This window comes from Streptomyces sp. NPDC051963, from assembly GCF_044593495.1.
Lineage (GTDB): Bacteria > Actinomycetota > Actinomycetes > Streptomycetales > Streptomycetaceae > Streptomyces.
Map to the genome: position 1 here is coordinate 580,416 of NZ_JBIUCC010000005.1, position 23,325 is coordinate 603,740.

A 23,325-nucleotide genomic window follows, 5' to 3' on the forward strand; every position below is an offset into this window, starting at 1 on the left:
CGGTCAATGTCATTGAGCGGGGCGTCAGCCGTGGACACGGCGAGTACGCTGCGCCCACGACGGGTGTACGGGGATGAAGGGGGCGCCCGGTGGCGGACGAGGCGTGGGCGGGGCTGGCCGAGGCGATCGGGGCGATCCGCACGGAGCTTCAGCAGGCTGCGCGGGACGGGGCGGGACAGGAGATCCAGTTCCGGACGGGCGCGGTGGAGATCGAGTTCGCCGTGGACGTGAAGAAGGACGGGGAGGCGCGGGCGAAGGTCCTGGTGCTGCCGTTCGGCGCGGAGGCGAAGGCCGCCCGCTCCAAGGGCACGACGAACCGCGTGAAGATCACACTTCAGCCGGTCGACGCCGAGGGCACGGATCTGCGTATCGCGGACGACTCGGGGGAACGCCCCAAGTAACGGGGAGCACGGGGGTGTTGGCCTGTGGATGTGCGACGGGTTGTCGAGGTGTGGAACCCGGTCGGGAAGTGTTCCGGCACCGGATACCTGGTCGCGGACCGGCTGGTCCTGACGGCTCTTCACAATGTGCTGCGCTGCGGGACCTTGGAGGTCCGAGGGCTCGGCCGCGATGCCAAATGGGCTGCGGCGGAGGTGCTGTGGCCGCAGACTCCGCTACCTGATCCGGAGCGGGAGCCGGGGGCCGACGGGGCGTTGGTCAGGATCACGGACCCGGCCTGGCAGCCGCCGTCGGGCGCCGAACCCGTCCGGTGGGGCCGGATCGACGGCACGGTCGTGCGGGACGAGCAACGGCTGACGTGCGTCGCGGTCGGGTTTCCCCGGTCCGAGGTGCGGGACGGTGTCCGGGACACCAAAGAGATCCGCGGCCACATCGAGACGCTGACCGGGCTCAAGTCCGGTGGACTGATCACGGCGTACGTCGACCAGGTCGCCGTACCCAGCAAGCCGCACGAGAAGTCGCGGTGGGCGGGGGCGTCCGGGGCGGCGTTGTTCGCGTGGGGCCGGCTCATCGGGGTCGTGACGACCGACCGGCAACGGGACTACGACGGGGACCAGTTGACGGCGGTGTCGGTGGTCTCGCTGGCGGCGCGGCCCGGGTTCGTCGCGGCGGTGGGGGAGTTGGTCCCGGAGGACGTCACGGCCGCCGACCGCGAGGGGCCGCCGCGCACGGCAACGGCGTACGACGTCGAAGTCCCGCCGGGCGTGAACAACCTGCCCGAGCTGCCGTCACCGATCTTCGTCGGCCGGGCGGAGGTGATGGCCGAGCTGGAGCGGGCTCTGTCTGCGGAGTCACAGACGATCACGCAGACGGTGCACGGACTCGGGGGTGTGGGGAAGACGACGCTGGCCCTGCACTACGCGCATGACTATGCCGGGGCGTACCGGTTGGTGTGGTGGATTCGCTCCGACACCCCCGAGCTGATCGAGGCGGGCTTCGCCGCCCTCACCGTCCGACTGCGGGGCGAGGAGGCGTCCGAGCTCACCACGACGCAGGCCGCCGAGTGGGCGGTGGGGTGGTTGCAGACGCATCCCGGGTGGCTCCTGGTCTTCGACAACGCGGAGGGACCGGAGGATGTGCACGCCTGGACAGGCCAACTGCGGGCATCGGGCCGCCACTTGATCACGAGCCGGTACAAACGGGGCTGGGTGTGCGAACCGATCTCTTTGCGCGTGCTGGACGAGGAAGCAGCGCGGGATCTCTTGTCACGCCTCGTCGAGGATGCTGACGTCGACGAGGCCCAGGCCTTGGCCGACGAGTTGGGTTACCTGCCGCTCGCGCTGGAACAGGCCGGGGCCTTTATCGCCCAGACCGGGATCACGATCGCCGATTACAGCGCCATGCTGCACCGGCACCCCCAGCGCGCCACGGATGCGGCACCAGGCGGTTCCGACCCCGCACGGACGGTCGCGCGGATCTGGCGCATCACACTGGACGTGCTTGAGGAGAAGGATCCCAGGGCGGTGGACATCCTGCGGATCGCAGCGTGGTATGCCCCGAGCGGCATTCCACGAGCCCTGTTCGAGCCACTCGCCGAGGACCCGGTCGACCTCGCCCAGCTCCTGGGGCTGCTGGCCGACTACAACATGATCACGCTCGACCGGGCGGGGATCGGCATCCACCGCCTGGTCCAGAGGGTGGCCCGTACACCGTCGCCGGACGACCCGCATCGTGACCAGGCGGGCATCCTGGCTGCGCGTGACAGGGCCACGAGGCTGATGATCGACGAGCTTCCGCGCGATCCCCGCGCGAACGTCGCGGGCTGGCCGACGTGGAGAGCCTTGCTTCCGCACGTCGAAGCCGTCCTCGACGCGTGCGATCCGGGCGAGGACACGGCTGAGATGGATCTGATCCTCCATCAGGCAGGACAGTTCCTCCAAGAGCAAGGGCAGTTGAGTCAGGCAACCGGCTACTTCGTCCGTTCCCTGGCGGCGGCTGTCCGGCTGTTCGGTGAGGATGACCCGAGCACGATGACTTCGCGGATCAACCTGGCTTACGCGTATGAGGTGTCGGGTGATGTGGTGCGGGCGATCCCGTTGTACGAGCGGACGTTGGAGGATCGTGTGCGGGTGTTGGGTGAGGATCACCCGGACACGCTGGTTTCGCTGAACAACCTGGCTGGCGCGTATGTGACTTGGGGGGACGTGGCGCGGGCGATCCCGTTGTACGAGCAGGCGCTGACCGGCTGTATTCGGGCACTGGGCGAGGACCACCCGACGACAACAACCGTCCGCGCGAATCTGTCCAACGCCCGTGCCCAACAGCCCTGACCTACGCCCCCACCACCCCCCGCAACCGCCCCGCCTCCACAAACGGCGCCGTAACCGTAGGCTCGCTGTACCACCGCAACGGCCACGTGTTCCCGTCCAGCGCCGGAATCCCGACGTAGGTGACCGTACGGCTCCCACTCCCGGCCCCGCAGAACCGCTGCACGCCCAACGGCCACTGCTGCCCCCGCGCGGCCCCCGGCGCCAGCAGGAAGTACATCCACCGGAACCCGACCGCCTCGCACACCACCGGCCCCGCGTCCCCGTCGGCCGCCTCGATGAGGTCGGCGGCGACCTGCTCTCCTCGTACCCCCTGGATACGGACCGCGTCGAAGTGGACGCCGGATACGCAGAGTTGGTGGCCGGCCAGGGGAACCCACTCGGGCCGGTAGTGGGGAATTGCGTTCGTCATGGTCACACCGTGCCGCCGAGCGGGCTACGCTCGGTAGCGACTGAGGTGATACTCGCCGGGGTGTATCGGCCGGAGGTGCCCGCTGTGTCAGTGCAGTACAACTCCCACTCGTCGCCCCTCAACTGGCGTTACAGCGGTAACCAGATGAAACGCTGGCGCACGAAGGCGAACGTGACCCGCGACGAGTTGGCCGCCGCCTCCAACTACTCGCCGGACACCATCAAGTCCATGGAGCAGGGCGTACGCATGCCGACGCCGCGCGTGCTGGACGTGGCCGACGAGTTGTGCCGGGCGGAGGGGCTGCTCAGTGCGGCCAAGGAGTACCTCCTGAAGGAGAAGTTCCCGGCGCGGGCGCAGGACTTCATGGAGCGGGAGAAGGAGGCGATCAGCCGCTGGTCTTACGAAGTCACGCTGATCCCGGGGTTGTTGCAGACGAAGGGGTACGCCCGGACGCTGATCGAGAACCGCCTCCCGCCTCTGGACGAGGAGACGGTAGAGGAGCGGATCGCCGCGCGCATGGAGCGCCAGGCCATCCTCACGGAACGCAGACCGCCGGTGGCCTTGAACTTCGTCCTCTATGAGGCTGTGCTACGCAGTCCCCAGGTGGACACAGAACAACTGCGTCACCTGTTGGACGTTGCGCGGCTGCGGAACGTCTCGTTGCAGGTGCTTCCATTCGAGCGGGCCGTTACCGCCGCGCTCATGGGGCCCATGGTTCTGCTGGAGACCCGCGACCACGAGCGGTTCGCCTTCACGGAGGGCCCGTTCGCCAGTGAGCTGTCCGCCGATCCGGATGTTGTCAGCCGCGTGACCGAGCGGCTTAGCATGATCCGCGCGCAGGCCCTCAGCCCCGCTGAGTCGGCCCGATTCATCGAGCGGATGGTGGAGCAGTCATGAGTGACCAGTTGATGTGGTTCAAGTCCAGCTACAGCGACGATGAGGGCGGCGACTGCGTCGAAGCTGCGTTCTCCACCCGCATCCACATCCGCGACTCCAAGGTCCCCTCGGGCCCCGAGCTCCAGCTCACCGCCCCCGCGTGGGAGGCGTTCATTTCCGCAGTTCAGCCCGGAGCTTGAGCCTCGGGCTCCGAGCTCTTCCATGGGTTCTGGGTTGGGTTAAATCCGACCCAACCAACCAAGTCTGAACGTGAGTTGAGGCGTCATACCTCGAAAGAGTGACGTTCCGTGATCGGCTTGCGTCGGAACGTGAAGCCGCTCTAGGTTCGCGGCAAACGAGCAAATAGATCGGCCCCGGTCGGTGTTGGTAGCACCGGCTCCGGGGCCTGGACCTACGTATCGAGGAACCTCGGTACCTACGCGAACGAGGAGCCTCGACAGTGGCTTGCCACCACCCTAGCCCCGCCCTGCCGTCCCCGTCGCACCCCCTGGCCAAAACGGGCTACGGAAAACGCTGCGTGGGTGACGAAGACCCGCACGCCGACCCGGACTTCGCACATCTGATCCCGCGTGACGCCGATGTCGCCGTCTTCATCGACCATCTCGACGACGGTCACGCGATGGGCCACAAGGTGCTCGCGGCGGAACACCCCCGCTACGGCCAGCAGTCGATGCGCTCGTCGTTGAACCGCCTCACCGAAGCCGGTCACCTGCGTTGGATCAAGGAGCACATCACCCTCGCGGACAACACCATGCGGTGGGTGACGCGCACGTACTGGTCGCGTACGCGCAGGTCACCGGAGTGGTGGGCGAACTTCGCGCGGGAGCGCGACGGCAAGGACGTGACGGACTACCGACCGGGCCTGGCCCGCATCGAGGACCCGACGCCGCAGCCGACTCCCGAAGCCACGCAGGACGAGCCGGCTCCTGGCGAACCCAGCGCCGCATACCGCACCCTCGCCGGGCTCCGCGCCGCCGACCCTCGCATGCCCCTGTCCGAGGCCGACTGCCGATCCCTCGAGTCCCTCGCCGCGGAGTGGCTGTCCCGCGGCGCGACGCCGAACGACATCACCCGAGCCCTGACCGACGGGCTCCCACCCAATGTCACCAACCCGGGCGGACTCGCCCGCAACCGACTGGAGGCCAAGATGCCCCCGCAGAACAGCGACGCCAGCGCCGCGCCGGCCGAGAGCCGTCCCCTCCGCGGCCGCATCACCCGCGTGATCATGGCCTGCGCAACCTGTGACCAGGACGAACGCACCGTGAAGATCGACCGGGGCATCTGCGAGGACTGCCGCAAGGAGGACGCAGAGAACCCGATGTCCGACGAGGACATCGCCAAGGGCTTCGAGGAGATCGCCCACCTGGGCGTCACGTCGGCCTACTTCCTCAAGAAGAAGCTGGAACGCCGTACGGGCGGCCCCGTACCCGACACGTTCCGCTCCGTGCCCATCGAGGATCGCGTGTTCTACCACTATCGCGACAACCGCGACCGCATTGCGAACGGGCTCCCGCCGAGGCGCTGGAACTGGTGACAGCGGCGACGCGGGCGAACGCACGCGCGCCTCCGCGCGCCGGTGGTCCCAGCAGAGATCCCGGATTACATTCGTAATATGGCAGAGAAGGTGAAGTTCAGCGTGAGTCTCGATGCCGAGCTCGGCGAGGCGCTGCGGCAGTACGCCGCCGCCGAGGACGAGCAGATCTCGGCGGTGGTCAGCCGGGCACTGGAGCAGTACCTCGACAAGCGCCGCATCCTGCGTGAAGGGCTGCGGGCGATGGAGGAGCACTTCGATGAGCACGGGTGGCCGACGCCTGAGGAACGCGCAGAAGCCGGCGCGTGGGTCGACGACCTCTTCGGCGAAACGCATGAGGAGCGCCGCAGCGCATGAGCCACATCATCTATGACACCGGCGCGCTGATCGCAGCCGCCAAGAACGAACCGGCGTTCCTGAACCGCCACTACGAGATGATCGGGAGAGGAAAGCTTCCCATCGTCCCGGCGGGCGTTCTCGCGCAGGGCTGGGACGCGCGGCCGAAAGCGGCGGCGCTCCATCGCCTGCTGCACGGCTGCGAGGTGCTGCCATTCACCGAAGCCCTGGCGAAGGCGGCCGCGGTTCTCTGCCAGAAGAACAAGTCCTCCGACGTCATCGATGCCGGCGTCGTCCTCGCGTCCATCGCATACAGCGACGCCCCCATCCTCACCGACGACCTCGGCGACATCCGCGCCCTGACCGAGTGCGCCAACCGCAAACGCATCCGCGTCGAGCGACCATGACGAGCTGGGCGTGGCGACAGCCTTACGCGGAGTTCCGGGACCGGCCCCGCTGCGCGAGATCATCGCCTGGTTGCAGCGGCTGTGGGCGGGGCGGGTGCCGGGTCCGTGGCTCTACGCGCACCGAGGCCTGCGTGCGGAAGCCGATGGCAGAGGACGGGCACGGTGAGTGGAGGACCCGGCGGGCGTGCTCATGGCGGTCGAGGTCACGGCACGTGATCCGCTCCCCGAGCCGGTGAACATCACCCTGGACACCGAGCCGCTCAAGGACTTCGCGGGCTGAGGCGATCGGGAACGTCACCCTGCGTATGTTGGGCGGGTCCTGGCCCTCCCCTGTACGTCGGCTGCACAGGCGCTGGCCGGCGGACGGCGAGTCTGGAGTCACTTCCACCGCGGTGAACGCGGAGGGAAGCAAGTCCCCCGACCCGCACTGGAGTTGCGATGACCCGCAAGACCCGCATACGCGCCGCCGTCGTCACCGCCACCGCCCTCGTCGCCGCAGGCACCTTCGCCGCCGGTGTCGCGGTGGCCGGGCCGGAGGGGGCCGGCAAGCCCGGCAAGGCGCAGATCCTTTCGCTGTTCGACGGCTGGAACGCCGCGCTTCGGACCGGTGATCCGGAGAAGGTCGCCGACCTCTACGCCAAGGACGCCGTCCTGCTTCCCACCGTCTCCAACGAGATCCGTACCGACCGGGCCGGCATCGTCGACTACTTCGAGCACTTCCTGGCGAACAAGCCGGTCGGGAAGAAGGTCACGTCGGTCGTGAAGGTTCTCGACGGCAACTCCGCGATCGACACGGGGGCGTACGACTTCACCCTCACCGACCCGGAGACCGGCGAGAAGAGCATCGTCGAGGCCCGCTACACCTACGAGTACGAGAAGCAGCGCAACGGCGAGTGGAAGATCGTCAACCACCACTCCTCTGCGATGCCCGAAGGCTGATCTCCACGCACAGCCCGCCCCCGGGAGCGTCCCGCAACGCGACGGTTCCGCCGTCGTCCGTCACCAACTGCTTGACGATGGCGAGGCCCAGGCCGGACCCCGCGCGCCCGGTGAGGCCCTGGCCCCGCCAGAAGCGGTCGAAGGCGCGGGACTTCTCCGCGTCCGACATGCCGGGGCCGTCGTCCAGGACGGACAGCACCACCCTGTCGCCCTTCGGTTCCATCCGTACGGTGATCGTGCCGCCGTCCGGTGAGACCTCCAGGGCGTTCGAGAGCACGTTGTCCAGGGCCTGGTCCAGATGGCCGGGGCTGGCCAGCACGGACGGCCGGTCGTCGGCACTCCCCCCGAGCGCGATGGTGACTCCGCGCTCGTCGGCGGCCGGTCTCCACACCGCGAGGCGGTCGTTGACGATGTCCCGCAGCGCCAGCGGCTCCGCCGCCGTGACCTTGGCCTCCGCGCGGGCCAGCACCAGCAGGCCGTTGACCAGGCGGCTCATCCGGACCACCTCCGCGGTCGCCTGCTCCACGTCCTCCCGTACGAACTCGTCGTCCACCCCGTCCGCGATGTTGTCCAGCGAGAGCCTGAGCGCCGTGAGGGGGGTGCGGAGTTGGTGGGAGGCGTCCGCGACGAAGATGCGCTGCGAGGCGATCAGGGTGTCGAGGCGTTCGCCGGCCTGGTTGAGGGTCCGGGCCAGGGTCTGCGTCTCCGTCGGACCCGTCACCGGCGACCGTGCCGTCAGATCGCCGTCGCTGAACTTGGTCGCCATGTCGTTGAGTTGGCGCAGGGGGCGGGTGATACGCCGTGCCGCCGCGGCACCGATCACGGCGGCCACGGCGAGGACGGCGACCGCGAGGCCCGCGCGGAAGCCCCAGATCTGCCACAGCCGGTCGGTCAGGTGGTCGGTCGAGTACACGATGCGTACGGCGCCGATGACCTCGCCCCTGTTGCGGCCGTCGCCGGCCACCGCGCTCTCGCGGGCGGGCACCGTGATCACCAGCTCCGGCCCCCAGATGAAGGAGGAGCCCCAGTCGGTCGTCGGCTCGCCCGTCCGAAGGACCTCGGTCAGGTCCGCGTCCCGCTGCGGGCTCGGCAGGTCCGAGGCGGCGCAGCTCCCGGTCACCTCGACCGCACCGGGTGTCTGACCGGCGTACGCCGCGGCCATCTCGACCAGTGCCGCACACGACGGGACGTTGCCGTTGCCGAGCAGCAGGGCCATCGTGTCGGCCTCACGCCGGACGGAATCCGCGGTGTCGTCCCGCAGCTGGTCCGTCAGCGTGAAGGCCACCGGCACCGTGAACAGAGCGATGGCTACGGCGACGAGCAGGACGTAACTGCGGATGAGCCGGCGGATCATGAGGGGCTGCTACCGCCGTCCCCGACCCCGAGGATCTCCAGGCGGAAGCCGACACCCCTTACCGCCTCTATCGCTATCGCGCCCGCCAGTTTCCGGCGCAGCGCGGCCACATGCACATCCAGCGTCTTCGTCGGCCCGAACCAGTTCGCGTCCCAGACCGCCTCCATGATCTGCTCGCGCGACATCAGCGCGCCGGGCTCCTCGGTGAGGAAGGCCAGCAGGTCGTACTCCTTGGGGGCGAGCGGCACCTCCTCGCCGTCCAGCCGGACGCGGACCGCCCTGCGGTCGATCGTCAGACGGGGGCCGTAGCGGTCGGGGCCGGACTCCGACGCGGTCGTACGGGGCTGGACGCGCCGCATCACCGCCCTGATCCGCGCGATCACCTCCCGTACCCCGAACGGCTTGGACACATAGTCGTCGGCGCCCAGCTCCAGGCCGACCACGCGGTCCGTCTCGTCGCTGCGCGCGCTGATCACGATGATCGGTACGCTGCCGCGCTCGCGCAGCGCCTTGCAGACGTCGAGGCCGTCGGTGTCGGGCAGCCCGAGGTCGAGGAGGACGACGTCGTACGCCCCTTCGTAGGCGAGTGCCGACCCGCCTGTGGCCACCCACTCCACCTCGAAGCCGTAGCGGATCAGGCCGCGGCGCAGCGACTGGGCCACCGGCTCATCGTCTTCCACCAGAAGTACGCGCACAGGCCGAACCCTAGTGCTTGAAAGTTGATGCACAGCGGGCCCTTGTGACCCGTGGCACTTTTCTGAGTGCCTTTGCCGCGCACCGGGCATGTGCAGTCCGAGAACGAGCGGCCGGACATCTCACCATGCGGTATTCCGGAGGGGATATTCGGACGCTCGTTAAACTGAGCCGACACACACGGACTGAGCGAGGAGCGCACGTGGGCCTTGTCGTGCAGAAGTACGGAGGCTCCTCCGTAGCCGATGCCGAGGGCATCAAGCGCGTCGCCAAGCGGATCGTGGAAGCGAAGAAGAACGGCCACCAGGTGGTCGTCGTCGTTTCCGCGATGGGCGACACGACGGACGAGCTGATCGATCTCGCCGGAGAGGTATCCCCGATGCCTGCCGGTCGGGAATTCGACATGCTGCTGACCGCCGGAGAGCGGATCTCCATGGCGTTGCTGGCCATGGCGATCAAAAACCTGGGGCATGAAGCCCAGAGCTTCACCGGCAGCCAGGCAGGCGTCATCACCGACTCGGTCCACAACAAAGCCCGGATCATCGACGTCACGCCGGGTCGTATTCGGACCGCGCTGGACGAGGGCAATATCGCCATCGTCGCCGGGTTCCAGGGCGTCTCCCAGGACAAGAAGGACATCACCACGCTCGGGCGCGGTGGTTCCGACACCACGGCCGTCGCTCTCGCCGCCGCCCTCGACGCCGAGGTCTGCGAGATCTACACCGACGTCGACGGTGTGTTCACCGCCGACCCGCGTGTGGTGAAGAAGGCCCGGAAGATCGACTGGATCTCGTTCGAGGACATGCTCGAACTGGCCAGCTCCGGGTCCAAGGTGCTGCTCCACCGCTGTGTGGAGTACGCCCGCCGCTACAACATCCCGATCCATGTCCGGTCCAGCTTCAGCGGACTCCAGGGCACCTGGGTCAGCAGTGAGCCGATTACGCAAGGGGAAAAGACGGTGGAGCAGGCCATCATCTCCGGTGTCGCGCACGACACCTCCGAGGCCAAGGTCACGGTCGTCGGTGTGCCGGACAAGCCGGGCGAGGCCGCCGCGATCTTCCGCACGATCTCCGACGCCGAGATCAACATCGACATGATCGTGCAGAACGTGTCCGCGGCCTCCACCGGTCTGACGGACATCTCGTTCACGCTCCCCAAGTCCGAGGGCCGCAAGGCCATCGACGCCCTGGAGCGGAACAAGCACGGCATCGGCTACGAATCGCTGCGCTACGACGACCAGATCGGCAAGATCTCGCTCGTCGGCGCCGGCATGAAGACCAACCCGGGCGTGACGGCCGACTTCTTCACGGCCCTGTCCGACGCCGGCGTGAACATCGAGCTGATCTCGACCTCCGAGATCCGTATCTCGGTCGTCACCCGCGCCGACGACGTCAAGGAGGCCGTGACCGCCGTGCACAGCGCCTTCGGACTCGACTCCGACAGCGACGAGGCCGTTGTCTACGGAGGCACCGGACGCTGATGCCAGGGACCGTACTACCGACGCTCGCGGTCGTGGGAGCGACCGGGGCCGTCGGCACGGTCATGCTCCAGATCCTTTCGCAGCACGCGGACATCTGGGGCGAGATCCGTCTGATCGCCTCGCCGCGCTCGGCCGGCCGCAAGCTGACCGTGCGCGGCCAGGAGGTCGAGGTGGTGGCGCTCACCGAGGAGGCCTTCGACGGCGTCGACGTCGCGATGTTCGACGTACCGGACGAGGTCGCCGCCCAGTGGGCGCCCGTCGCCGCCGCCAAGGGCGCGGTGGTCGTGGACAACTCGGGCGCCTTCCGGATGGACTCCGATGTGCCGCTCGTCGTGCCCGAGGTCAACGCGCACGCGGCGCGGGTCAGACCCCGCGGGATCATCGCCAACCCGAACTGCACCACCCTCTCCATGATCGTGGCCCTGGGCGCGCTGCACGCCGAGTTCGGGCTGCGCGAGCTGGTGGTCTCCTCGTACCAGGCCGTCAGCGGGGCCGGGCGGGCCGGCGTCGAGACACTGCGCCGGCAGCTGTCCCTGGTGGCCGGTACGGAACTGGGGACGCACCCCGGTGACGTACGGCGGGCCGTCGGCGACCTCACCGGGCCGTTCCCGGAGCCGGTCGCACTGAACGTCGTACCGTGGGCCGGTTCGCTGCGCGAGGACGGCTGGTCCTCGGAGGAGATGAAGGTGCGGGACGAGACCCGCAAGATCCTCGGGCTGCCGAAGTTGCCCGTCGCCGTGACCTGCGTGCGGGTACCGGTGCTCACCACGCACTCGCTGACCGTCCATGCCCGCTTCGAGGGCGAGGCCACCGTCCAGGGCGCCCGGGAGATCCTGGCCACGGCACCCGGCGTCGTCCTCTTCGACAACCCGGCCGCCGGGGAGTTCCCCACGCCCGCCGATGTGGTCGGCACCGATCCCACGTGGGTGGGGCGGCTGCGCCGGGCGCTGGACGACCCCACGGCGCTCGAACTCTTCGTCTGCGGGGACAACCTGCGCAAGGGGGCCGCCCTCAACACCGCGCAGATCGCCGAGCTGGTGGCGGCGGAGTTCTCGTGAGGCGTTCAGCCCACAGGAAAATGGCCTGGGCATGGCCGGAATTGTTTGTAGGATTCATGTACAACATGTGATTTGGGCAATGGTCCGGACCACTTGTACCGGGCCCCATCGGCGTTCGAAGATTTCCTCCCCGCCTTCCGCAACCGTGCGGAGGGCGGGGAGCGTCTTTGCGGTCGCCCTTCCTGGGGCGTGGAGACGCGATGTGGTCGGCGTGGGGACGCCGTGAGCCGAGCGTGGGGACGCTTGGTTCATATGGGACATAGGGGAAGAGCGGGTCGCATGAGGGCTTGTGAGGCACCTTCAGTTGTGCTGCCTGAGGAGAGAACGTCGCCCGGCGTGAACGTGACGCCCGGCACGTACAACCCTCATGGGGGGTCGTGTGTCCAACTGGCGTGGCAGAGGTACTCGACTTCACAGCGGCGACGCGCGGCACAGTCCTGCGTCCCCGCCGACCCCGCATGTCCGGCGTGGCCGGCGGCATGCCGGTGATCGCGCCCATGCCCGCAGCGCGGCCCACCCGCATACCCAGCCAGCGTGACGGCGCGGAAGACGTCGTGGCGGCCGGTACCACGGTCGACCACCTCACCGAGACCTACCGCGCCCACTACCGTTCGCTGCTGGGTCTCGCGGCGCTCCTCCTCGACGACACCGCCTCCTGCGAGGACGTCGTCCAGGAGGCGTTCATCCGCGTCCACTCGGCGCGCAAGCGGGTCCGCGACCCGGAGAAGACCCTCGCCTATCTGCGTCAGACGGTCGTGAACCTCTCGCGTTCCGCCCTGCGCCGCCGCATCATCGGCCTGAAGCTGCTGTCGAAGCCGATGCCCGACATGGCGAGCGCCGAGGAGGGCGCGTACGACCTGCTGGAGCGCGACTCGCTCATCAACGCGATGAAGGGTCTTCAGCGCCGGCAGCGCGAGGTCCTCGTCCTGCGCTACTTTGCCGACATGACCGAGGCGCAGGTCGCCGAGACGCTCGGCATATCGCTGGGCTCCGTGAAGGCCTACGGCTCGCGCGGCATCGCGGCGCTGCGAGTCGCGATGGAGGCGCCGGCATGAGCGACGACGACGAGGGACGGCGACATCTCCACATCCCTCATGAACCCTACGAAGCCCGTGAGCCGACGGAGTCGGACCCGCACGAGCCGAAGCAATCGCACGCTGGGAACGGAACTGTGAACCACGGCCCCGACGACCAGAGCCTGACGGGGCTCGACTCGGACGAGCTGGCACTGCGCAGGATGCTGCACCGGGCCGTCCAGGAGGTCGAGCCGCGCGACGGCACGCTGGACCATCTGCGGCGGGCGGTACCCGCGCGGCGGGCCCGCAAGCGCCAGGCCCTCGTCGGCATGGCCGCGGCCGCCCTCTTCGTCGGCACCGCGGTCCCGGCTCTCCTGCACGTCTCGAACGTCACCGGCTCCGCCACCAACACCTCGAACGCCGGCCATGCGTCCCAGGCGCAGGGCGGGGTGGGACAGGACAAGGGCCCGGACGGCGGTGAGAACACCTCCGGCGGCAGCTCGGGCCGGGGTGACGGCAAGGACCAGGACGGCGGCGAGAAGGACGACGAGAAGGACAGCGCCAGCGGCACCGGCGGTACCGCGGCGACCACGAGCGGGGCCGACCCGACGGCGACGGCCATGGCGGGCGCGCCCCTGTGCACCGCCGAGCAGCTCGGCACCGCCGCCCCGACGACCAACGCCCCCGACTCCGCCAACGCGGTCTACGGCACTTTCCGCGTCAGCAACATCTCCACCACCGACTGCAAGGTCACCAGTCCCGGCACGGTGAACACGACCCCCGCGGGCGCCGCAGACGCCACCAAGATCTCCGCCCTCCGGCATGTCTCCGGGGACGCCGCGGCCTCGCTGCCCGACCCGTCGCTCGAGGCCCCCGAGCTGCTGCTGACGCCCGGCACGGCGTACGAGGTCAAGTTCGCCTGGGTGCCCTCGGAAACCTGTCCCACCACCGGCGACAGCGACGGCGGCAACACGGGCGAACCGACGCCCGACCCGACGCCCACGGACGGCACCGGCACCACGACCGGCACGACCACCGGCACCGACAGCGGCACATCGACCCAGCTGGTGACGGAGGACGGCACGGCGGACGGCAGCGTGACCGTCTCGAACACGGCAGAGCCCGGGGCGCCCACGGCGTCGGCGATCGTGACGGGCGCGTGCGCGGGGACGGTCTACTGGACGGGCCTGCTGACGGTGTCGTAGTCGGCTGCGGTTCGGCAGCGCCGCAAGGGGCGCGGGGCGGTTTCCATGCAATTCCTGCGGAGCGCTACGCGGAAACGGGGTCGCGTTCCTCTTCCGCCACCAGGCCCAGCTCCGCGTCCCGAAGGAACTCCACCTCGCGTCGCAGCAACCGGAACCACATGAAGACCACGAACCCGGCGAAGACGAACCACTCGCCGGTGTAGCCGAGGTTCTGGAACGCCTTCAGGTCCAGCCCGGTGTCCTGCGCGGCGACCGCCGGCACCGCCTTCATCCCGGCGTCACCGGTGTTGAGCGTGACCCAGGCGTCGTACACGTCGTAGGACACGAGGTTCACCAGCGACGCGGCACTGATCGCCGCGGTCTGCCCGGCCGGCAGTCCGCCCTGCGCACTGACCCCGTTCTGGCCGGGTGTCTCGGACGCCTGGAGCGCACCGGTGACGGTGACCTCACCGGAGGGCGCGGCGGGCACCTTCGCCGAGTCGGCGTCGCCCGGCAGCCATCCCCGTACGACGGGCAGTGCCTTGCCCTCGTCGGTGTGCAGCAGCGTCAGCACATAGAAGCCGCTCTTGTCGTCCAGCTCCCGGCCGGGCACCAGCAGCTGCTTGCCGTACCGCCCGGCCGCGGTGACCTGCTCGCCGGAGGTCTCCTTGTCCACGGGCAGCAACTCGGCCAGCGGACGGGCCGCTTCGTGCTTGTCCGAGGCGGCCTTCTCCTGCGCGCCGCGGTGACTGTCCACGCGCTCCTCGAACCGGCTCAGCTGCCATGACCCCATGTAGATGCAGAAGGGGATGGCGAGGAGTACGAAGACGTTGATTCCCCACCAGCGGGGGGTCAGCAGGAACCGGTACACGCTCTCAACGGTACGGGGCGGGCGGTCGGGGCCGGGATGCGGGGTCGGCACCCCGGTGCAGCCATCGTGGAGTTATCCACAGGCTGGGGACCTGGTCGGCCGATTGTCGCAGGGAGCGGGCAGTATGGGGTCATGACTGAGAGCAACGGGTCCGACTCTCCGGAGCGGAAAGAAGACATGCCGGACTGGGAGAAGCGCTTCCGGGCGCCCCGGGTGTCGCTGCCCGACTGGGCGGAGGACGCACCGGACCGTTCCCTGTTCGTGTCGAACGCGACGGGGACATACGAGTTGTACGCCTGGGACCGTTCGACGGACGAGCAGCGCCAGGTCACCGACCGGCCGAACGGCACGACGGACGGCGTGCTCTCACCGGACGGCGCCTGGATCTGGTGGTTCGACGACAAGGACGGCGACGAGTTCGGCGTATGGCGTCGGCAACCCTTCGGCGGGGGACCGGACGACGCCGCCGTCCCCGGTCTTCAGCCGTCGTATCCGGCGGGCCTCGCCCTCGGCCGGGACGGGCGTACGGCGGTCGTGGGCCGCTCCACCGACGAGGACGGTACGACGATCCATCTCGCGCGCGCGGGCGGGGACCCGGTGGAGATCTACCGGCACCGCGAGTCGGCGGGCGTCGGCGACCTCTCGCACGACGGCTCGCTGATCGCCGTCGAGCACACCGAGCACGGCGACGCGATGCACTCGGCGCTGCGCGTGCTCCGCCCCGACGGCACGGCGCTCGCCGAGCTCGACGACACCAAGGGCGGCACCGTCGAGCTGGGCCTGGAGGCGCTGGGCTTCGCGCCGGTCGACGGGGACACCCGGCTGCTCATCGGGCATCAGCGGCGTGGCCGCTGGGAGCCGCTGGTGTGGGACGTGGCGAGCGGCGTGGAGACCGATCTCGCCCTCGACCTGCCCGGTGATGTGAGCGCCGAGTGGTATCCGGACGGCTCCGCGCTGCTCATCGTGCACAGCTTCGAGGCCCGCAGCGAGCTGTTCCGCTACGACCTGGCGTCCCGCGCGCTGGACCGGGTCCCCACCCCGGCGGGCTCCGTCTCCGGCGCTACCGCCCGACCGGACGGCACCGTGGAATTCCTGTGGTCGTCGGCCGCCGAGCCGTCCACCGTGCGCTCCACGACCGGCGACGTCGTCCTCGACCCGCCCGGCCTGAAGTCCCCGGGATCGGTGCCGGTCGAGGACGTGTGGGTGGAGGGGCCGGGCGGCCGTATCCACGCCCTGGTCCAGAAGCCGGCGGGCGTGACCGGCCCCCTCCCCACCGTCTTCGACATCCACGGCGGCCCGACCTGGCACGACAGCGACTCCTTCGCGGCCGGCCCGGCCGCCTGGGTCGACCACGGGTACGCGGTCGTGCGGGTCAACTACCGCGGTTCCACCGGGTACGGACGCGCGTGGACCGACGCCCTCAAGCACCGGGTCGGCCTGATCGAGCTGGAGGACATCGAGGCGGTGCGCGAGTGGGCGGTCACCTCGGGGCTGGCGGACCCGGACCGGCTGATCCTCACCGGCGGTTCCTGGGGCGGCTACCTCACCCTGCTCGGCCTCGGCACCCAGCCGGACGCCTGGACGATGGGCATCGCGGCGGTCCCGGTCGCCGACTACGTCACCGCGTACCACGACGAGATGGAAGCCCTGAAGGCCATGGACCGCACCCTCCTCGGCGGCACCCCCGAAGAGGTCCCCGAGCGCTTCGAGGCATCCTCGCCGATCACCTACGTCGACCAGGTCGAGGCCCCCGTCTACATCTCGGCAGGCGTCAACGACCCACGTTGCCCGATCCGCCAGATCGACAACTACGTCAAGCGCCTCGAGACCCGCGGCGCAGCCCACGAGGTCTACCGCTACGACGCGGGACACGGCTCACTGGTCGTCGACGAACGCATCAAACAGGTACGCCTGGAACTGGACTTCGCCCACCGCCACCTCAAGGTCTGACCACACCGACCCGCCCCGCGCCCCGCAAGGGGCGCGGGGAACCGCGCGACCAGCCCCCACCGGGCCACAGACAAATGACCGCCACCCGCGAAGCGCTACGTTCCGGCCGGCTCCCGACGCCGCCGTCCCAACAGCTCCGCCAACCCCCTCCGTGTCGCCGCCAGCACCACCCGGTCCTCGGCCTTGAGCACATATCCGTCGTGCAGGTCCCACACCAGCGCCGACTGCTGAACATCCCCGTCGGAGTCCCCGGAAGCCGAACCCGAAGCCGAACCGGTGCCCGAAGTCCCCTGCCGGGCGGCCTCCGTGGCCGTGTCCAGCGCCAGCACCCGCCACGCCCCCGGCCGGAACGCCTCGCCGACCGTCTTGCCCTCCAGCTGCGGATGCCCGCCCACATCAACGGCCGCGAACAGCAGCACGCGTCGCTCGACCGGGATCGCGCCCAGGATCTGCCGCCCCATCATGGCGCCGGCGAAGGAGGGCGCGGCGAGATGGGTCACGCTGCGGCTGCGGGTGCTGGCGTTCGGGTGGGCGGCGCGCAGGGTGCGGTACACGGCGGTCGCGAAGTCGTCGTCGTACAGCCGCAGGACGACCCGCAGGTCGGGCCGTACGGAACGGGCGTACAGCACGGCCTCCAGATTCGTGGTGTCCGCGCTGGTCACCGCGAGGAGCGCGCTGGAGCGGTGGATCTTGGCGGACTCCAGGACGCCCTCCTGGGTGACGTCCCCGAGGATCACCGGCACGCGCAACCGCCGCGCGGTCGCGACGCCGCGCGCCTCCGGGTCGGCCTCGACGCACACGACCGGGATGCGCAGCTCGTGCAGCCGGGTCAGCACACGGGTGCCGATCTTGCCGAGGCCGAGCAGCACGACATGCCCGCCGAGCCCGCGCGGCGGCTTGCGCAGGGCGGAGGCGCTGCGGAAGGTCCCCAGCGCCTCCAGCACGGCGGCCAGCAGCACCGGCAGCAGCAGCAACCCCAGCAGCCCGGACAGGAGTTGGAGGATCTGCCGGCCGAGGGGCTGGTGAAGGGCGGGTTCGTTGATGGCGAAGAGGTCGAGCAGGGTCTCGTAGGTCGCGTACAGCGGATGGTCGCCCGTGACCACCGTCAGCGCGACCGCGAGTGCGAGCACGCACCCCACCAGGCCCGCCAGCGACCACCGCAGCCGCCGCGAGAACAGCGACGCGAAGGCCGGTACGACGCCGACCGCGCGCCCCGCCGGCAGCGAAGGGCCCGAGTACGACACCTGCTCCAGGACGACGGCTCCGCGCCCGGTGGCGGCCCGTACCGCGGCGTCGTCGGGCAGGAGCTGCGGGCCCTGCTCGTCGGTGCCGGCCGAGTCGCTGTTCGTGGGAGACAGCAGGGCCAGCGTGGCCAGCCCGGGATCGGCGATCCGGCCGCGCCACGGCTGCCGCTCGACCGCCCGCAGCAGCAGCCCGTCGGTCTGTACGACCTTGCTGGTCCCGGCGAGTGCGGTGGCGGCCAGCGCGGGTGCGGCCGTGTCGGCGTCGGACAGGACGGTCGTGGAGGCGTCGGCGCCGATGTCCTCGTCGCCGGTCGCCAACGCGGCCGCCTGGTCGAGGAGTTCCTCGATGTGCTGGCCGAGCCGCCGGTTGTACAGCCGCAGGACGAGCCGCAGCCGGGGGTTGAGCCGGCGGGCGGTGAGGGCGGCGCGGATGTTGGTCTCGTCGTCGTCGTACACCAGCGCCAGCGCCTCGGCCCGGTCCACGCCGGCCTCGGCGAGCACGGCCTCGGTGAGCTCAGGGGCCTCGACGACCCGCTCGGTTCCGCCGGGCGCGCCGTTGGCCCGGCTGACCGCGGCCGTGACCCAACGGTCGAGCAGCGCCGCCGAGGCCGCCCGCGCCCGCCCGACCACGGGTGGTCGTACGGTCCGTACGGACGGGGGAACGACGAGGGTGACCTGTTCGCCGTAGACTCCGCGCAGTTCGGCGGCGAGCCGGTGCGCGAGGCCGTCGTCGCCGCACACCACCATCTGCGCCGGCGCGCTGCCCTGCTGACCCTGATTCGGAACGCTGCTCCCCACGAGGGGAAAGACTGCCTCAATGAGACGCGTGGTTCCAGCAACTGGTTGAACGCCCGGCCGTGTTCGGCCGTACTGAAGGGGAGGGGGCCCGCGCCCTCGCACCGGAGCACCGGAGGTACCTCACCCGTGGCCATCACCAAGCCGCCCCCGCCGCGGGCCGCCGCGTCGGCGGAAGAACCGGGAAAGCCGGGGAAACCGGGAACGCCGGAGGAATCGCAGGCCAGGCACCTCAACTCGCCGCTCGTGCTGACCATGGTGCTGGTCCTGGCCGTGCTGGCGCAGGGCCCGATCAGGCGGATGCTGGGCGTGCCGGTGATGCAGAGCTGGATGACGGTGTTCGTAGCCGTGGTCGTCCAGGCGCTGCCGTTCCTCGTCCTCGGGGTGCTGCTGTCGGCGGCGATCGCGGTGTTCGTCCCGCCGTCGTTCTTCGTCCGCGCGTTGCCGAAGCGACCCGCGCTCGCCGTACCGGTGGCGGGAGCGGCGGGCGCGGTGCTGCCCGGGTGCGAGTGCGCGTCCGTGCCGGTGGCGGGCGCGTTGGTGCGCCGCGGGGTGACTCCGGCCGCGGCGCTGGCGTTTCTGCTCTCCGCCCCGGCGATCAACCCGATCGTCCTCACCGCGACGGCCGTGGCCTTCCCCGGCAACCCCGAGATGGTCCTCGCCCGGCTCGTCGCGAGCCTGCTGGTGGCGTGCGCGATGGGCTGGTTGTGGCTGCGGCTCGGCCGCGCCGACTGGCTCCGCCCGCCGGCCCGTTCGTCGTACGAGGGTCAGGGCAGGGGCGCGGCGTTCTGGGGGTCGGTCCGGCACGACGTGATGCACGCAGGGGGCTTTCTGGTCCTGGGCGCGATGGCCGCCGCGACGCTGAAGGCGGTGGTGCCCCAGGCCTGGCTGCGTACGGCGGCCGACAACCCGGTCGTGTCCGTTCTGGCCCTCGCCGTGCTCGCCGTGCTGCTGTCGATCTGCTCGGAGGCGGACGCCTTCGTGGCGGCCTCGCTGACACAGTTCTCGCTCACCGCCCGGCTGACGTTCCTGGTGGTCGGCCCCATGATCGACCTGAAGCTGTTCGCGATGCAGGCGGGCACCTTCGGCCGCTCCTTCGCCCTGCGCTTCGCACCCGCCACCTTCGTGCTGGCGGTGCTGGTGTCGGTGCTGACCGGGGCGGTGCTCCTGTGAACCGGCAGGCCCAGGCGGCCGTACTCTTCCTGCTCGGCGCGAGTCTGCTGCACGCGGGCGTGACCGATCTCTACCTGCGCTATGTCAAGGCGGGGCTGCGGCCGATGGTGTTGCTGGCCGGTGCGGTGCTGATCGCGGCGGCGCTGGCGACGGTCTGGTACGAGCGGCGCCGGCCGGACGGACACGGCCATCCCGAACCGCACATCTCCTGGCTGCTGGCCCTCCCCGTCCTCGCCCTGATCCTGGTCGCTCCGCCCGCCCTCGGCTCCTACAGCGCCGTACGCACGGGGACGGCGCTGCAACAGCCGTACGGATTCACGAAGTTGCCGCAGGGTGACGGTCCTTTGCGCCTTGCCCTGGCCGACTACGCGGGCCGCGCCGTCTACGACAAGGGCCGCTCCCTCGGCGGCCGCCAGCTGAAGATCACCGGCTTTGTCGCGCTGGACCGCGACGGCACGCCCTACCTGGTGCGGATGACCCTCAACTGCTGTGCGGCGGACGCCCAGCCGGTCAAGGTCGGTCTCGTCGGACACATCCCGCCGGTGCTGCAACCGGACACCTGGCTGGAGGTCACCGGCACCTACACCGCCCGCCGGACGCACGACCGGGTCAACGACGGGCCCATCCCGTTCATCCAGGTCAGCGAGGCCCGACCGGTGGCTCAGCCGCGGGATCCGTACGACGAGACATGGAACTCCTGACGGGCCGGCCCAACCGGACCGGCACACCGGGGGAGTACAGCACGCTGACCGGGGCGCCGGTCGGGGCGGGCAGTCCGGCCGCCGCGATCAGGTTCTCGTCGCAGTCGATCAGGTCGGCGCGGTGCAGCGGCCAGCTGGGGTGGTCGTTGGGCAGAAACGCGACCCCGCGGGGGAAGGCGTTGTGCATGCCCCAGCGGGCGGTCAGGAAGTGCTCCAAGTCGCTGGGTTGCGCTATGCGTTCACCGGCCCGCACGACGATCCGGCTGTAGGCGCCGCGCGGCCCCGGCCAGCGGCGGACGCTGTCGTACGAGACGGTGTCGCCGTCGGCGCGCACGCTCATCCGGGACCAGAGGTACGGCAGCCGGAAGCCGGCGCGCCCCATCGCCACCGGCAGCAGCCGCGAGGCGTCCATCGACCGGAACACCACACCGCGCCGCCCGTCCGCGCCGACGGAGTACAGCCGCACGTTCGTCTCCGGGAACGACCCGAAGTACGGCACCCCCGGCAGCCGCAGCCACCCCACCTTGTCCATCCGGAACGCGACCAGCCCGACATACGTCATCCCGTCGTACGTGTCGGGAACGGTGCCCCTCGGCAACAGCCCCGCCACCACGTCCGGTTCGACGGCCCAGTGGATGAAGCAGAGGTCGAGCCAGTGCTGGGTGAGCAGCGGGCCGGGTATCGGGACGGGGGCGTCGGGGGTGACGGGGGTGGGCTTCGGCACGGGGCAAGGATGTCAGGGGGGTGCCGGGTCCTCGTTCATCGGGGTCGATGTATCAGTCGAGGTCGAGCCCGAGTTCGTCGTCGGGACGGCAGAACGGGCATGCCTCCACCTGCGGGTCGACGAGTGCCGCCCGGGCGTCATGGGCGCTGATGGGATGCTTTGTGTCCCCGTGCGGGCAGCCGTCGGTGTGGATGCGGGCCGGCTCCGGACCCATGGCCCGCGGCTGCTGCTCGACGGCGAAGCCCGTCGAGCCATGTCCTCGGCGGGCGGCCGTGAACGCCGGGGGAGCCGCAGGGCGTTGCTGCCTCTTTCGGGGCCGGGGCTCCGGTGGCCGCTGACCCTCGGCGCGGGCGAGCGCCGCCTCCACGGCGCCGCGCTGGAGCCGCAGATAGACGCCGACGGTGTCGTTCCTGGCGATCTGCTCGTCGAGGAAGGTCATGATCGCCCGAAGCCGGGCGGCATCAGGCGGCAGCTCGGACATGGCGTGCCCTCGCCTCGCACCGGAGCCGGGTCATCACCCCCCGCTCCTTCCTCCCCGCCCCAGGCTGCGCAGCTCCGCCCACGCCGCCGGGGTCCGGCCGTGCTCTCTCCAGTAGGGATGGAAGAGCACCGCGGTCGACAGCCGGTACAGCCGACGGCGCAGCTCGGCGCGGGGCCGTTCGGCGAGGCGCCGGTACGTCGCGTGCCACTCCTGCTGCGCCTGGACGAGGTCGTCGGGGATCGGTCGCATGACCAGATTCAATCATGTGTTCGATTTTTCGCGCTTCCCGTGACGCTCGTCGGCCGAAGGGTTTCTGTCAGCGGCGGCGCAGTGCCGGGTCGAGCAGTGCGGGCGGGGTGTCGAACTTCTCGTGCGCGGCGAGGTCGGTGCCCGGCGCGACGATCGCATCGACCGCGTCGAGTACGTCGGCGGAGAGCACGGTGTCCGCGGCGGCGAGCTGCGAGTGCAGGTGGTCCATCGTGCGGGGGCCGATGAGCGCGCTGGTCACGGCGGGATGCGCGGTCACGAATCCGAGCGCGAGCTGGACCATGGTGAGACCGGCCTCGTCGGCGACCCGGGCCAGCCGCTCGACGGCGTCGAGCCTGGCCCGGTTGGACGGGACGGTGAGGTCGAAGCGCTGCGGCATGAACGTCGAACGGCTGGTGGTGACGGACCGGCCCTCACGGACCGCACCCGACAGCCAGCCCGAGGCCAGCGGGCTCCACGCCAGCACACCCATCCCGTACTCCTCGGTCACGGGCAGTACATGGCTCTCGATGCCGCGCTGAAGGATCGAGTAGCTGGGCTGTTCGGTGACGTAGCGGCTCAGATGGCGCTCGCGGGCGGTCCACTGGGCCTGCACGATGCGGTAGGCGGGGAAGGTCGAGGAGCCGAAGTAGCGGATCTTTCCCGCGCGTTGCAGGTCGGTCAGCGCCGACAGCGTCTCCTCGTCGCTGGTCTTCGGGTCCCAGCGGTGGAGCTGGTAGAGGTCGACGTGGTCGACGCCGAGGCGGCGCAAACTGTCCTCCAGCGCGGTGACCAGCCAGCGGCGCGAGCCGCCCTGGTGGTTGCGCTCGTCGCCCATGGGCATCTGCGCCTTCGTGGCCAGCACGATGTCCTCGCGGCGGCCGGCGATGGCCTTGCCGACCATCGTCTCCGACTCGCCCTGGCTGTATGCGTCGGCGGTGTCGATGACGTTGATCCCGCCTTCGAGGGCGGCGTCGACGATCGCGGTGGCCTCGTCCTGGGTGGTGCGCCCGATCGCGCCGAAGTTCATCGCGCCGAGCGCGAGGGAGCTGACCTGTACACCGGTGCGGCCCAAGGTGCGGTACTGCATGAGCTTGTTCCTCCGTC

At 70.2% G+C, this 23,325-nt stretch carries 24 protein-coding genes; 15 read left to right on the top strand and 9 right to left on the bottom strand.

All coding sequences use genetic code 11. The features are described from left to right. Window positions 1-89 precede the first annotated feature (89 nt). On the top strand, window positions 90-401 hold the full coding sequence (locus tag ACIHFB_RS23405; protein WP_365272692.1) for a trypco2 family protein: 312 nt from the start codon (window positions 90-92) through the stop codon (window positions 399-401). 24 nt (window positions 402-425) lie between these two features. Next, window positions 426-2,729, top strand: a complete 2,304-nt coding sequence (locus ACIHFB_RS23410; RefSeq protein ID WP_400127794.1) for a tetratricopeptide repeat protein — start codon at window positions 426-428, stop codon at window positions 2,727-2,729. A 1-nt stretch (window position 2,730) separates the two neighbouring features. Here ACIHFB_RS23410 and ACIHFB_RS23415 read toward each other — a convergent pair whose 3' ends face one another. Next, the gene (locus ACIHFB_RS23415) at window positions 2,731-3,144 is read right to left on the bottom strand and encodes a hypothetical protein (protein ID WP_365272697.1); all 414 of its coding nucleotides are present in this window, start codon (window positions 3,142-3,144) and stop codon (window positions 2,731-2,733) included. Between the two features lie 138 nt (window positions 3,145-3,282). Here ACIHFB_RS23415 and ACIHFB_RS23420 point away from each other — a divergent pair, with 138 nt between their 5' ends. The 6 genes from ACIHFB_RS23420 to ACIHFB_RS23445 all read left to right on the top strand — a co-directional run bounded on the left by ACIHFB_RS23420 (window position 3,283) and on the right by ACIHFB_RS23445 (window position 7,248). Next, a complete protein-coding gene (locus ACIHFB_RS23420) occupies window positions 3,283-4,035 on the top strand; it encodes a helix-turn-helix transcriptional regulator (RefSeq protein ID WP_365273426.1) in 753 nt (250 codons plus the stop codon). Further along, window positions 4,032-4,214, top strand: coding sequence for a DUF397 domain-containing protein (locus ACIHFB_RS23425; protein WP_365272700.1), 183 nt, complete (start codon window positions 4,032-4,034; stop codon window positions 4,212-4,214). The genes ACIHFB_RS23420 and ACIHFB_RS23425 overlap by 4 nt, the downstream gene beginning before the upstream one ends. Window positions 4,215-4,552: 338 nt before the next feature. Next, window positions 4,553-5,569, top strand: coding sequence for a hypothetical protein (locus tag ACIHFB_RS23430; protein WP_400127795.1), 1,017 nt, complete (start codon window positions 4,553-4,555; stop codon window positions 5,567-5,569). Between the two features lie 78 nt (window positions 5,570-5,647). Further along, entirely contained in the window at window positions 5,648-5,923 is a 276-nt protein-coding gene (locus ACIHFB_RS23435; protein WP_365272705.1) for a hypothetical protein, read from the top strand. Further along, window positions 5,920-6,309 carry a hypothetical protein gene (locus tag ACIHFB_RS23440; protein WP_365272708.1) on the top strand — a complete coding sequence of 130 codons (390 nt, stop codon included), beginning with the start codon at window positions 5,920-5,922 and terminating at the stop codon, window positions 6,307-6,309. The genes ACIHFB_RS23435 and ACIHFB_RS23440 overlap by 4 nt, the downstream gene beginning before the upstream one ends. A 438-nt stretch (window positions 6,310-6,747) precedes the next feature. After that, window positions 6,748-7,248 carry an SgcJ/EcaC family oxidoreductase gene (locus tag ACIHFB_RS23445; protein WP_400127796.1) on the top strand — a complete coding sequence of 167 codons (501 nt, stop codon included), beginning with the start codon at window positions 6,748-6,750 and terminating at the stop codon, window positions 7,246-7,248. Here ACIHFB_RS23445 and ACIHFB_RS23450 read toward each other — a convergent pair. Together ACIHFB_RS23450 and ACIHFB_RS23455 are read right to left on the bottom strand one after the other, a co-directional pair. Continuing rightward, complete coding sequence (locus tag ACIHFB_RS23450; protein ID WP_400127797.1) at window positions 7,214-8,602, bottom strand: sensor histidine kinase; 1,389 nt, start codon at window positions 8,600-8,602, stop codon at window positions 7,214-7,216. The two genes, ACIHFB_RS23445 and ACIHFB_RS23450, sit on opposite strands and share 35 nt — an antisense overlap. Beyond that, complete coding sequence (locus ACIHFB_RS23455; protein WP_365272716.1) at window positions 8,599-9,297, bottom strand: response regulator transcription factor; 699 nt, start codon at window positions 9,295-9,297, stop codon at window positions 8,599-8,601. The genes ACIHFB_RS23450 and ACIHFB_RS23455 overlap by 4 nt, the downstream gene beginning before the upstream one ends. A gap of 200 nt (window positions 9,298-9,497) precedes the next feature. Between ACIHFB_RS23455 and ACIHFB_RS23460 the strand changes: the two genes are divergently transcribed. The 4 genes from ACIHFB_RS23460 (at window position 9,498) to ACIHFB_RS23475 (ending at window position 14,054) form a co-directional block, all read left to right on the top strand. Beyond that, entirely contained in the window at window positions 9,498-10,775 is a 1,278-nt protein-coding gene (locus tag ACIHFB_RS23460) for an aspartate kinase (protein WP_365272719.1), read from the top strand. Next, a complete protein-coding gene (locus ACIHFB_RS23465; protein ID WP_400127798.1) occupies window positions 10,775-11,833 on the top strand; it encodes an aspartate-semialdehyde dehydrogenase in 1,059 nt (352 codons plus the stop codon). Before ACIHFB_RS23460 ends, ACIHFB_RS23465 begins: the two co-directional genes overlap by 1 nt. Window positions 11,834-12,312: 479 nt before the next feature. Continuing rightward, window positions 12,313-12,888: a SigE family RNA polymerase sigma factor gene (locus ACIHFB_RS23470; RefSeq protein WP_365273429.1), complete on the top strand. Its 576-nt coding sequence runs from the start codon at window positions 12,313-12,315 to the stop codon at window positions 12,886-12,888. 116 nt (window positions 12,889-13,004) lie between these two features. Then, window positions 13,005-14,054, top strand: a complete 1,050-nt coding sequence (locus ACIHFB_RS23475; RefSeq protein WP_365272725.1) for a hypothetical protein — start codon at window positions 13,005-13,007, stop codon at window positions 14,052-14,054. A gap of 64 nt (window positions 14,055-14,118) precedes the next feature. On the opposite strand, the gene ACIHFB_RS23480 is transcribed toward ACIHFB_RS23475, so the two are convergent. Then, complete coding sequence (locus tag ACIHFB_RS23480; protein ID WP_365272728.1) at window positions 14,119-14,904, bottom strand: SURF1 family protein; 786 nt, start codon at window positions 14,902-14,904, stop codon at window positions 14,119-14,121. 132 nt (window positions 14,905-15,036) lie between these two features. On the opposite strand from ACIHFB_RS23480, the gene ACIHFB_RS23485 reads away from it, so the two are divergent. Then, window positions 15,037-16,854: a prolyl oligopeptidase family serine peptidase gene (locus ACIHFB_RS23485; protein WP_400127799.1), complete on the top strand. Its 1,818-nt coding sequence runs from the start codon at window positions 15,037-15,039 to the stop codon at window positions 16,852-16,854. Window positions 16,855-16,949: 95 nt separating this feature from the next. Here the strand turns inward: ACIHFB_RS23485 and ACIHFB_RS23490 are convergent, their stop codons facing one another. Beyond that, window positions 16,950-18,845: an NAD-binding protein gene (locus ACIHFB_RS23490; protein ID WP_400127878.1), complete on the bottom strand. Its 1,896-nt coding sequence runs from the start codon at window positions 18,843-18,845 to the stop codon at window positions 16,950-16,952. Window positions 18,846-19,022: 177 nt separating this feature from the next. On the opposite strand from ACIHFB_RS23490, the gene ACIHFB_RS23495 reads away from it, so the two are divergent. Then, window positions 19,023-20,066 carry a permease gene (locus ACIHFB_RS23495; protein ID WP_400127800.1) on the top strand — a complete coding sequence of 348 codons (1,044 nt, stop codon included), beginning with the start codon at window positions 19,023-19,025 and terminating at the stop codon, window positions 20,064-20,066. Next, window positions 20,063-20,767: a TIGR03943 family putative permease subunit gene (locus tag ACIHFB_RS23500; protein WP_400127801.1), complete on the top strand. Its 705-nt coding sequence runs from the start codon at window positions 20,063-20,065 to the stop codon at window positions 20,765-20,767. Before ACIHFB_RS23495 ends, ACIHFB_RS23500 begins: the two co-directional genes overlap by 4 nt. On the opposite strand, the gene ACIHFB_RS23505 is transcribed toward ACIHFB_RS23500, so the two are convergent. The 4 genes from ACIHFB_RS23505 to ACIHFB_RS23520 all read right to left on the bottom strand — a co-directional run bounded on the left by ACIHFB_RS23505 (window position 20,706) and on the right by ACIHFB_RS23520 (window position 23,308). Then, window positions 20,706-21,491, bottom strand: coding sequence for a DUF2071 domain-containing protein (locus tag ACIHFB_RS23505; protein WP_365272740.1), 786 nt, complete (start codon window positions 21,489-21,491; stop codon window positions 20,706-20,708). The genes ACIHFB_RS23500 and ACIHFB_RS23505 overlap by 62 nt on opposite strands. 52 nt (window positions 21,492-21,543) lie before the next feature. After that, on the bottom strand, window positions 21,544-21,972 hold the full coding sequence (locus ACIHFB_RS23510) for a DUF6233 domain-containing protein (RefSeq protein ID WP_365272743.1): 429 nt from the start codon (window positions 21,970-21,972) through the stop codon (window positions 21,544-21,546). A 33-nt stretch (window positions 21,973-22,005) separates the two neighbouring features. Next, complete coding sequence (locus ACIHFB_RS23515; RefSeq protein WP_365272746.1) at window positions 22,006-22,221, bottom strand: hypothetical protein; 216 nt, start codon at window positions 22,219-22,221, stop codon at window positions 22,006-22,008. A gap of 67 nt (window positions 22,222-22,288) precedes the next feature. Beyond that, on the bottom strand, window positions 22,289-23,308 hold the full coding sequence (locus tag ACIHFB_RS23520) for an aldo/keto reductase (protein ID WP_400127802.1): 1,020 nt from the start codon (window positions 23,306-23,308) through the stop codon (window positions 22,289-22,291). Window positions 23,309-23,325 lie beyond the last annotated feature (17 nt).

What these genes read in the sequence shown, in the direction of transcription:
- ACIHFB_RS23420 (WP_365273426.1), top strand. Translation starts at nt 3,283, where the DNA reads ATGAAACGCTGGCGCACGAAGGCGAACGTGACCCGCGACGAGTTGGCC.
- ACIHFB_RS23425 (WP_365272700.1), top strand. Translation starts at nt 4,032, where the DNA reads ATGAGTGACCAGTTGATGTGGTTCAAGTCCAGCTACAGCGACGATGAG.
- ACIHFB_RS23435 (WP_365272705.1), top strand. Translation starts at nt 5,648, where the DNA reads ATGGCAGAGAAGGTGAAGTTCAGCGTGAGTCTCGATGCCGAGCTCGGC.
- ACIHFB_RS23440 (WP_365272708.1), top strand. Translation starts at nt 5,920, where the DNA reads ATGAGCCACATCATCTATGACACCGGCGCGCTGATCGCAGCCGCCAAG.
- ACIHFB_RS23445 (WP_400127796.1), top strand. Translation starts at nt 6,748, where the DNA reads ATGACCCGCAAGACCCGCATACGCGCCGCCGTCGTCACCGCCACCGCC.
- ACIHFB_RS23450 (WP_400127797.1), bottom strand. Translation starts at nt 8,602, where the DNA reads ATGATCCGCCGGCTCATCCGCAGTTACGTCCTGCTCGTCGCCGTAGCC.
- ACIHFB_RS23465 (WP_400127798.1), top strand. Translation starts at nt 10,775, where the DNA reads ATGCCAGGGACCGTACTACCGACGCTCGCGGTCGTGGGAGCGACCGGG.
- ACIHFB_RS23470 (WP_365273429.1), top strand. Translation starts at nt 12,313, where the DNA reads ATGCCGGTGATCGCGCCCATGCCCGCAGCGCGGCCCACCCGCATACCC.
- ACIHFB_RS23485 (WP_400127799.1), top strand. Translation starts at nt 15,037, where the DNA reads ATGACTGAGAGCAACGGGTCCGACTCTCCGGAGCGGAAAGAAGACATG.
- ACIHFB_RS23490 (WP_400127878.1), bottom strand. Translation starts at nt 18,845, where the DNA reads ATGGTGGTGTGCGGCGACGACGGCCTCGCGCACCGGCTCGCCGCCGAA.
- ACIHFB_RS23510 (WP_365272743.1), bottom strand. Translation starts at nt 21,972, where the DNA reads ATGTCCGAGCTGCCGCCTGATGCCGCCCGGCTTCGGGCGATCATGACC.
- ACIHFB_RS23515 (WP_365272746.1), bottom strand. Translation starts at nt 22,221, where the DNA reads ATGCGACCGATCCCCGACGACCTCGTCCAGGCGCAGCAGGAGTGGCAC.
- ACIHFB_RS23520 (WP_400127802.1), bottom strand. Translation starts at nt 23,308, where the DNA reads ATGCAGTACCGCACCTTGGGCCGCACCGGTGTACAGGTCAGCTCCCTC.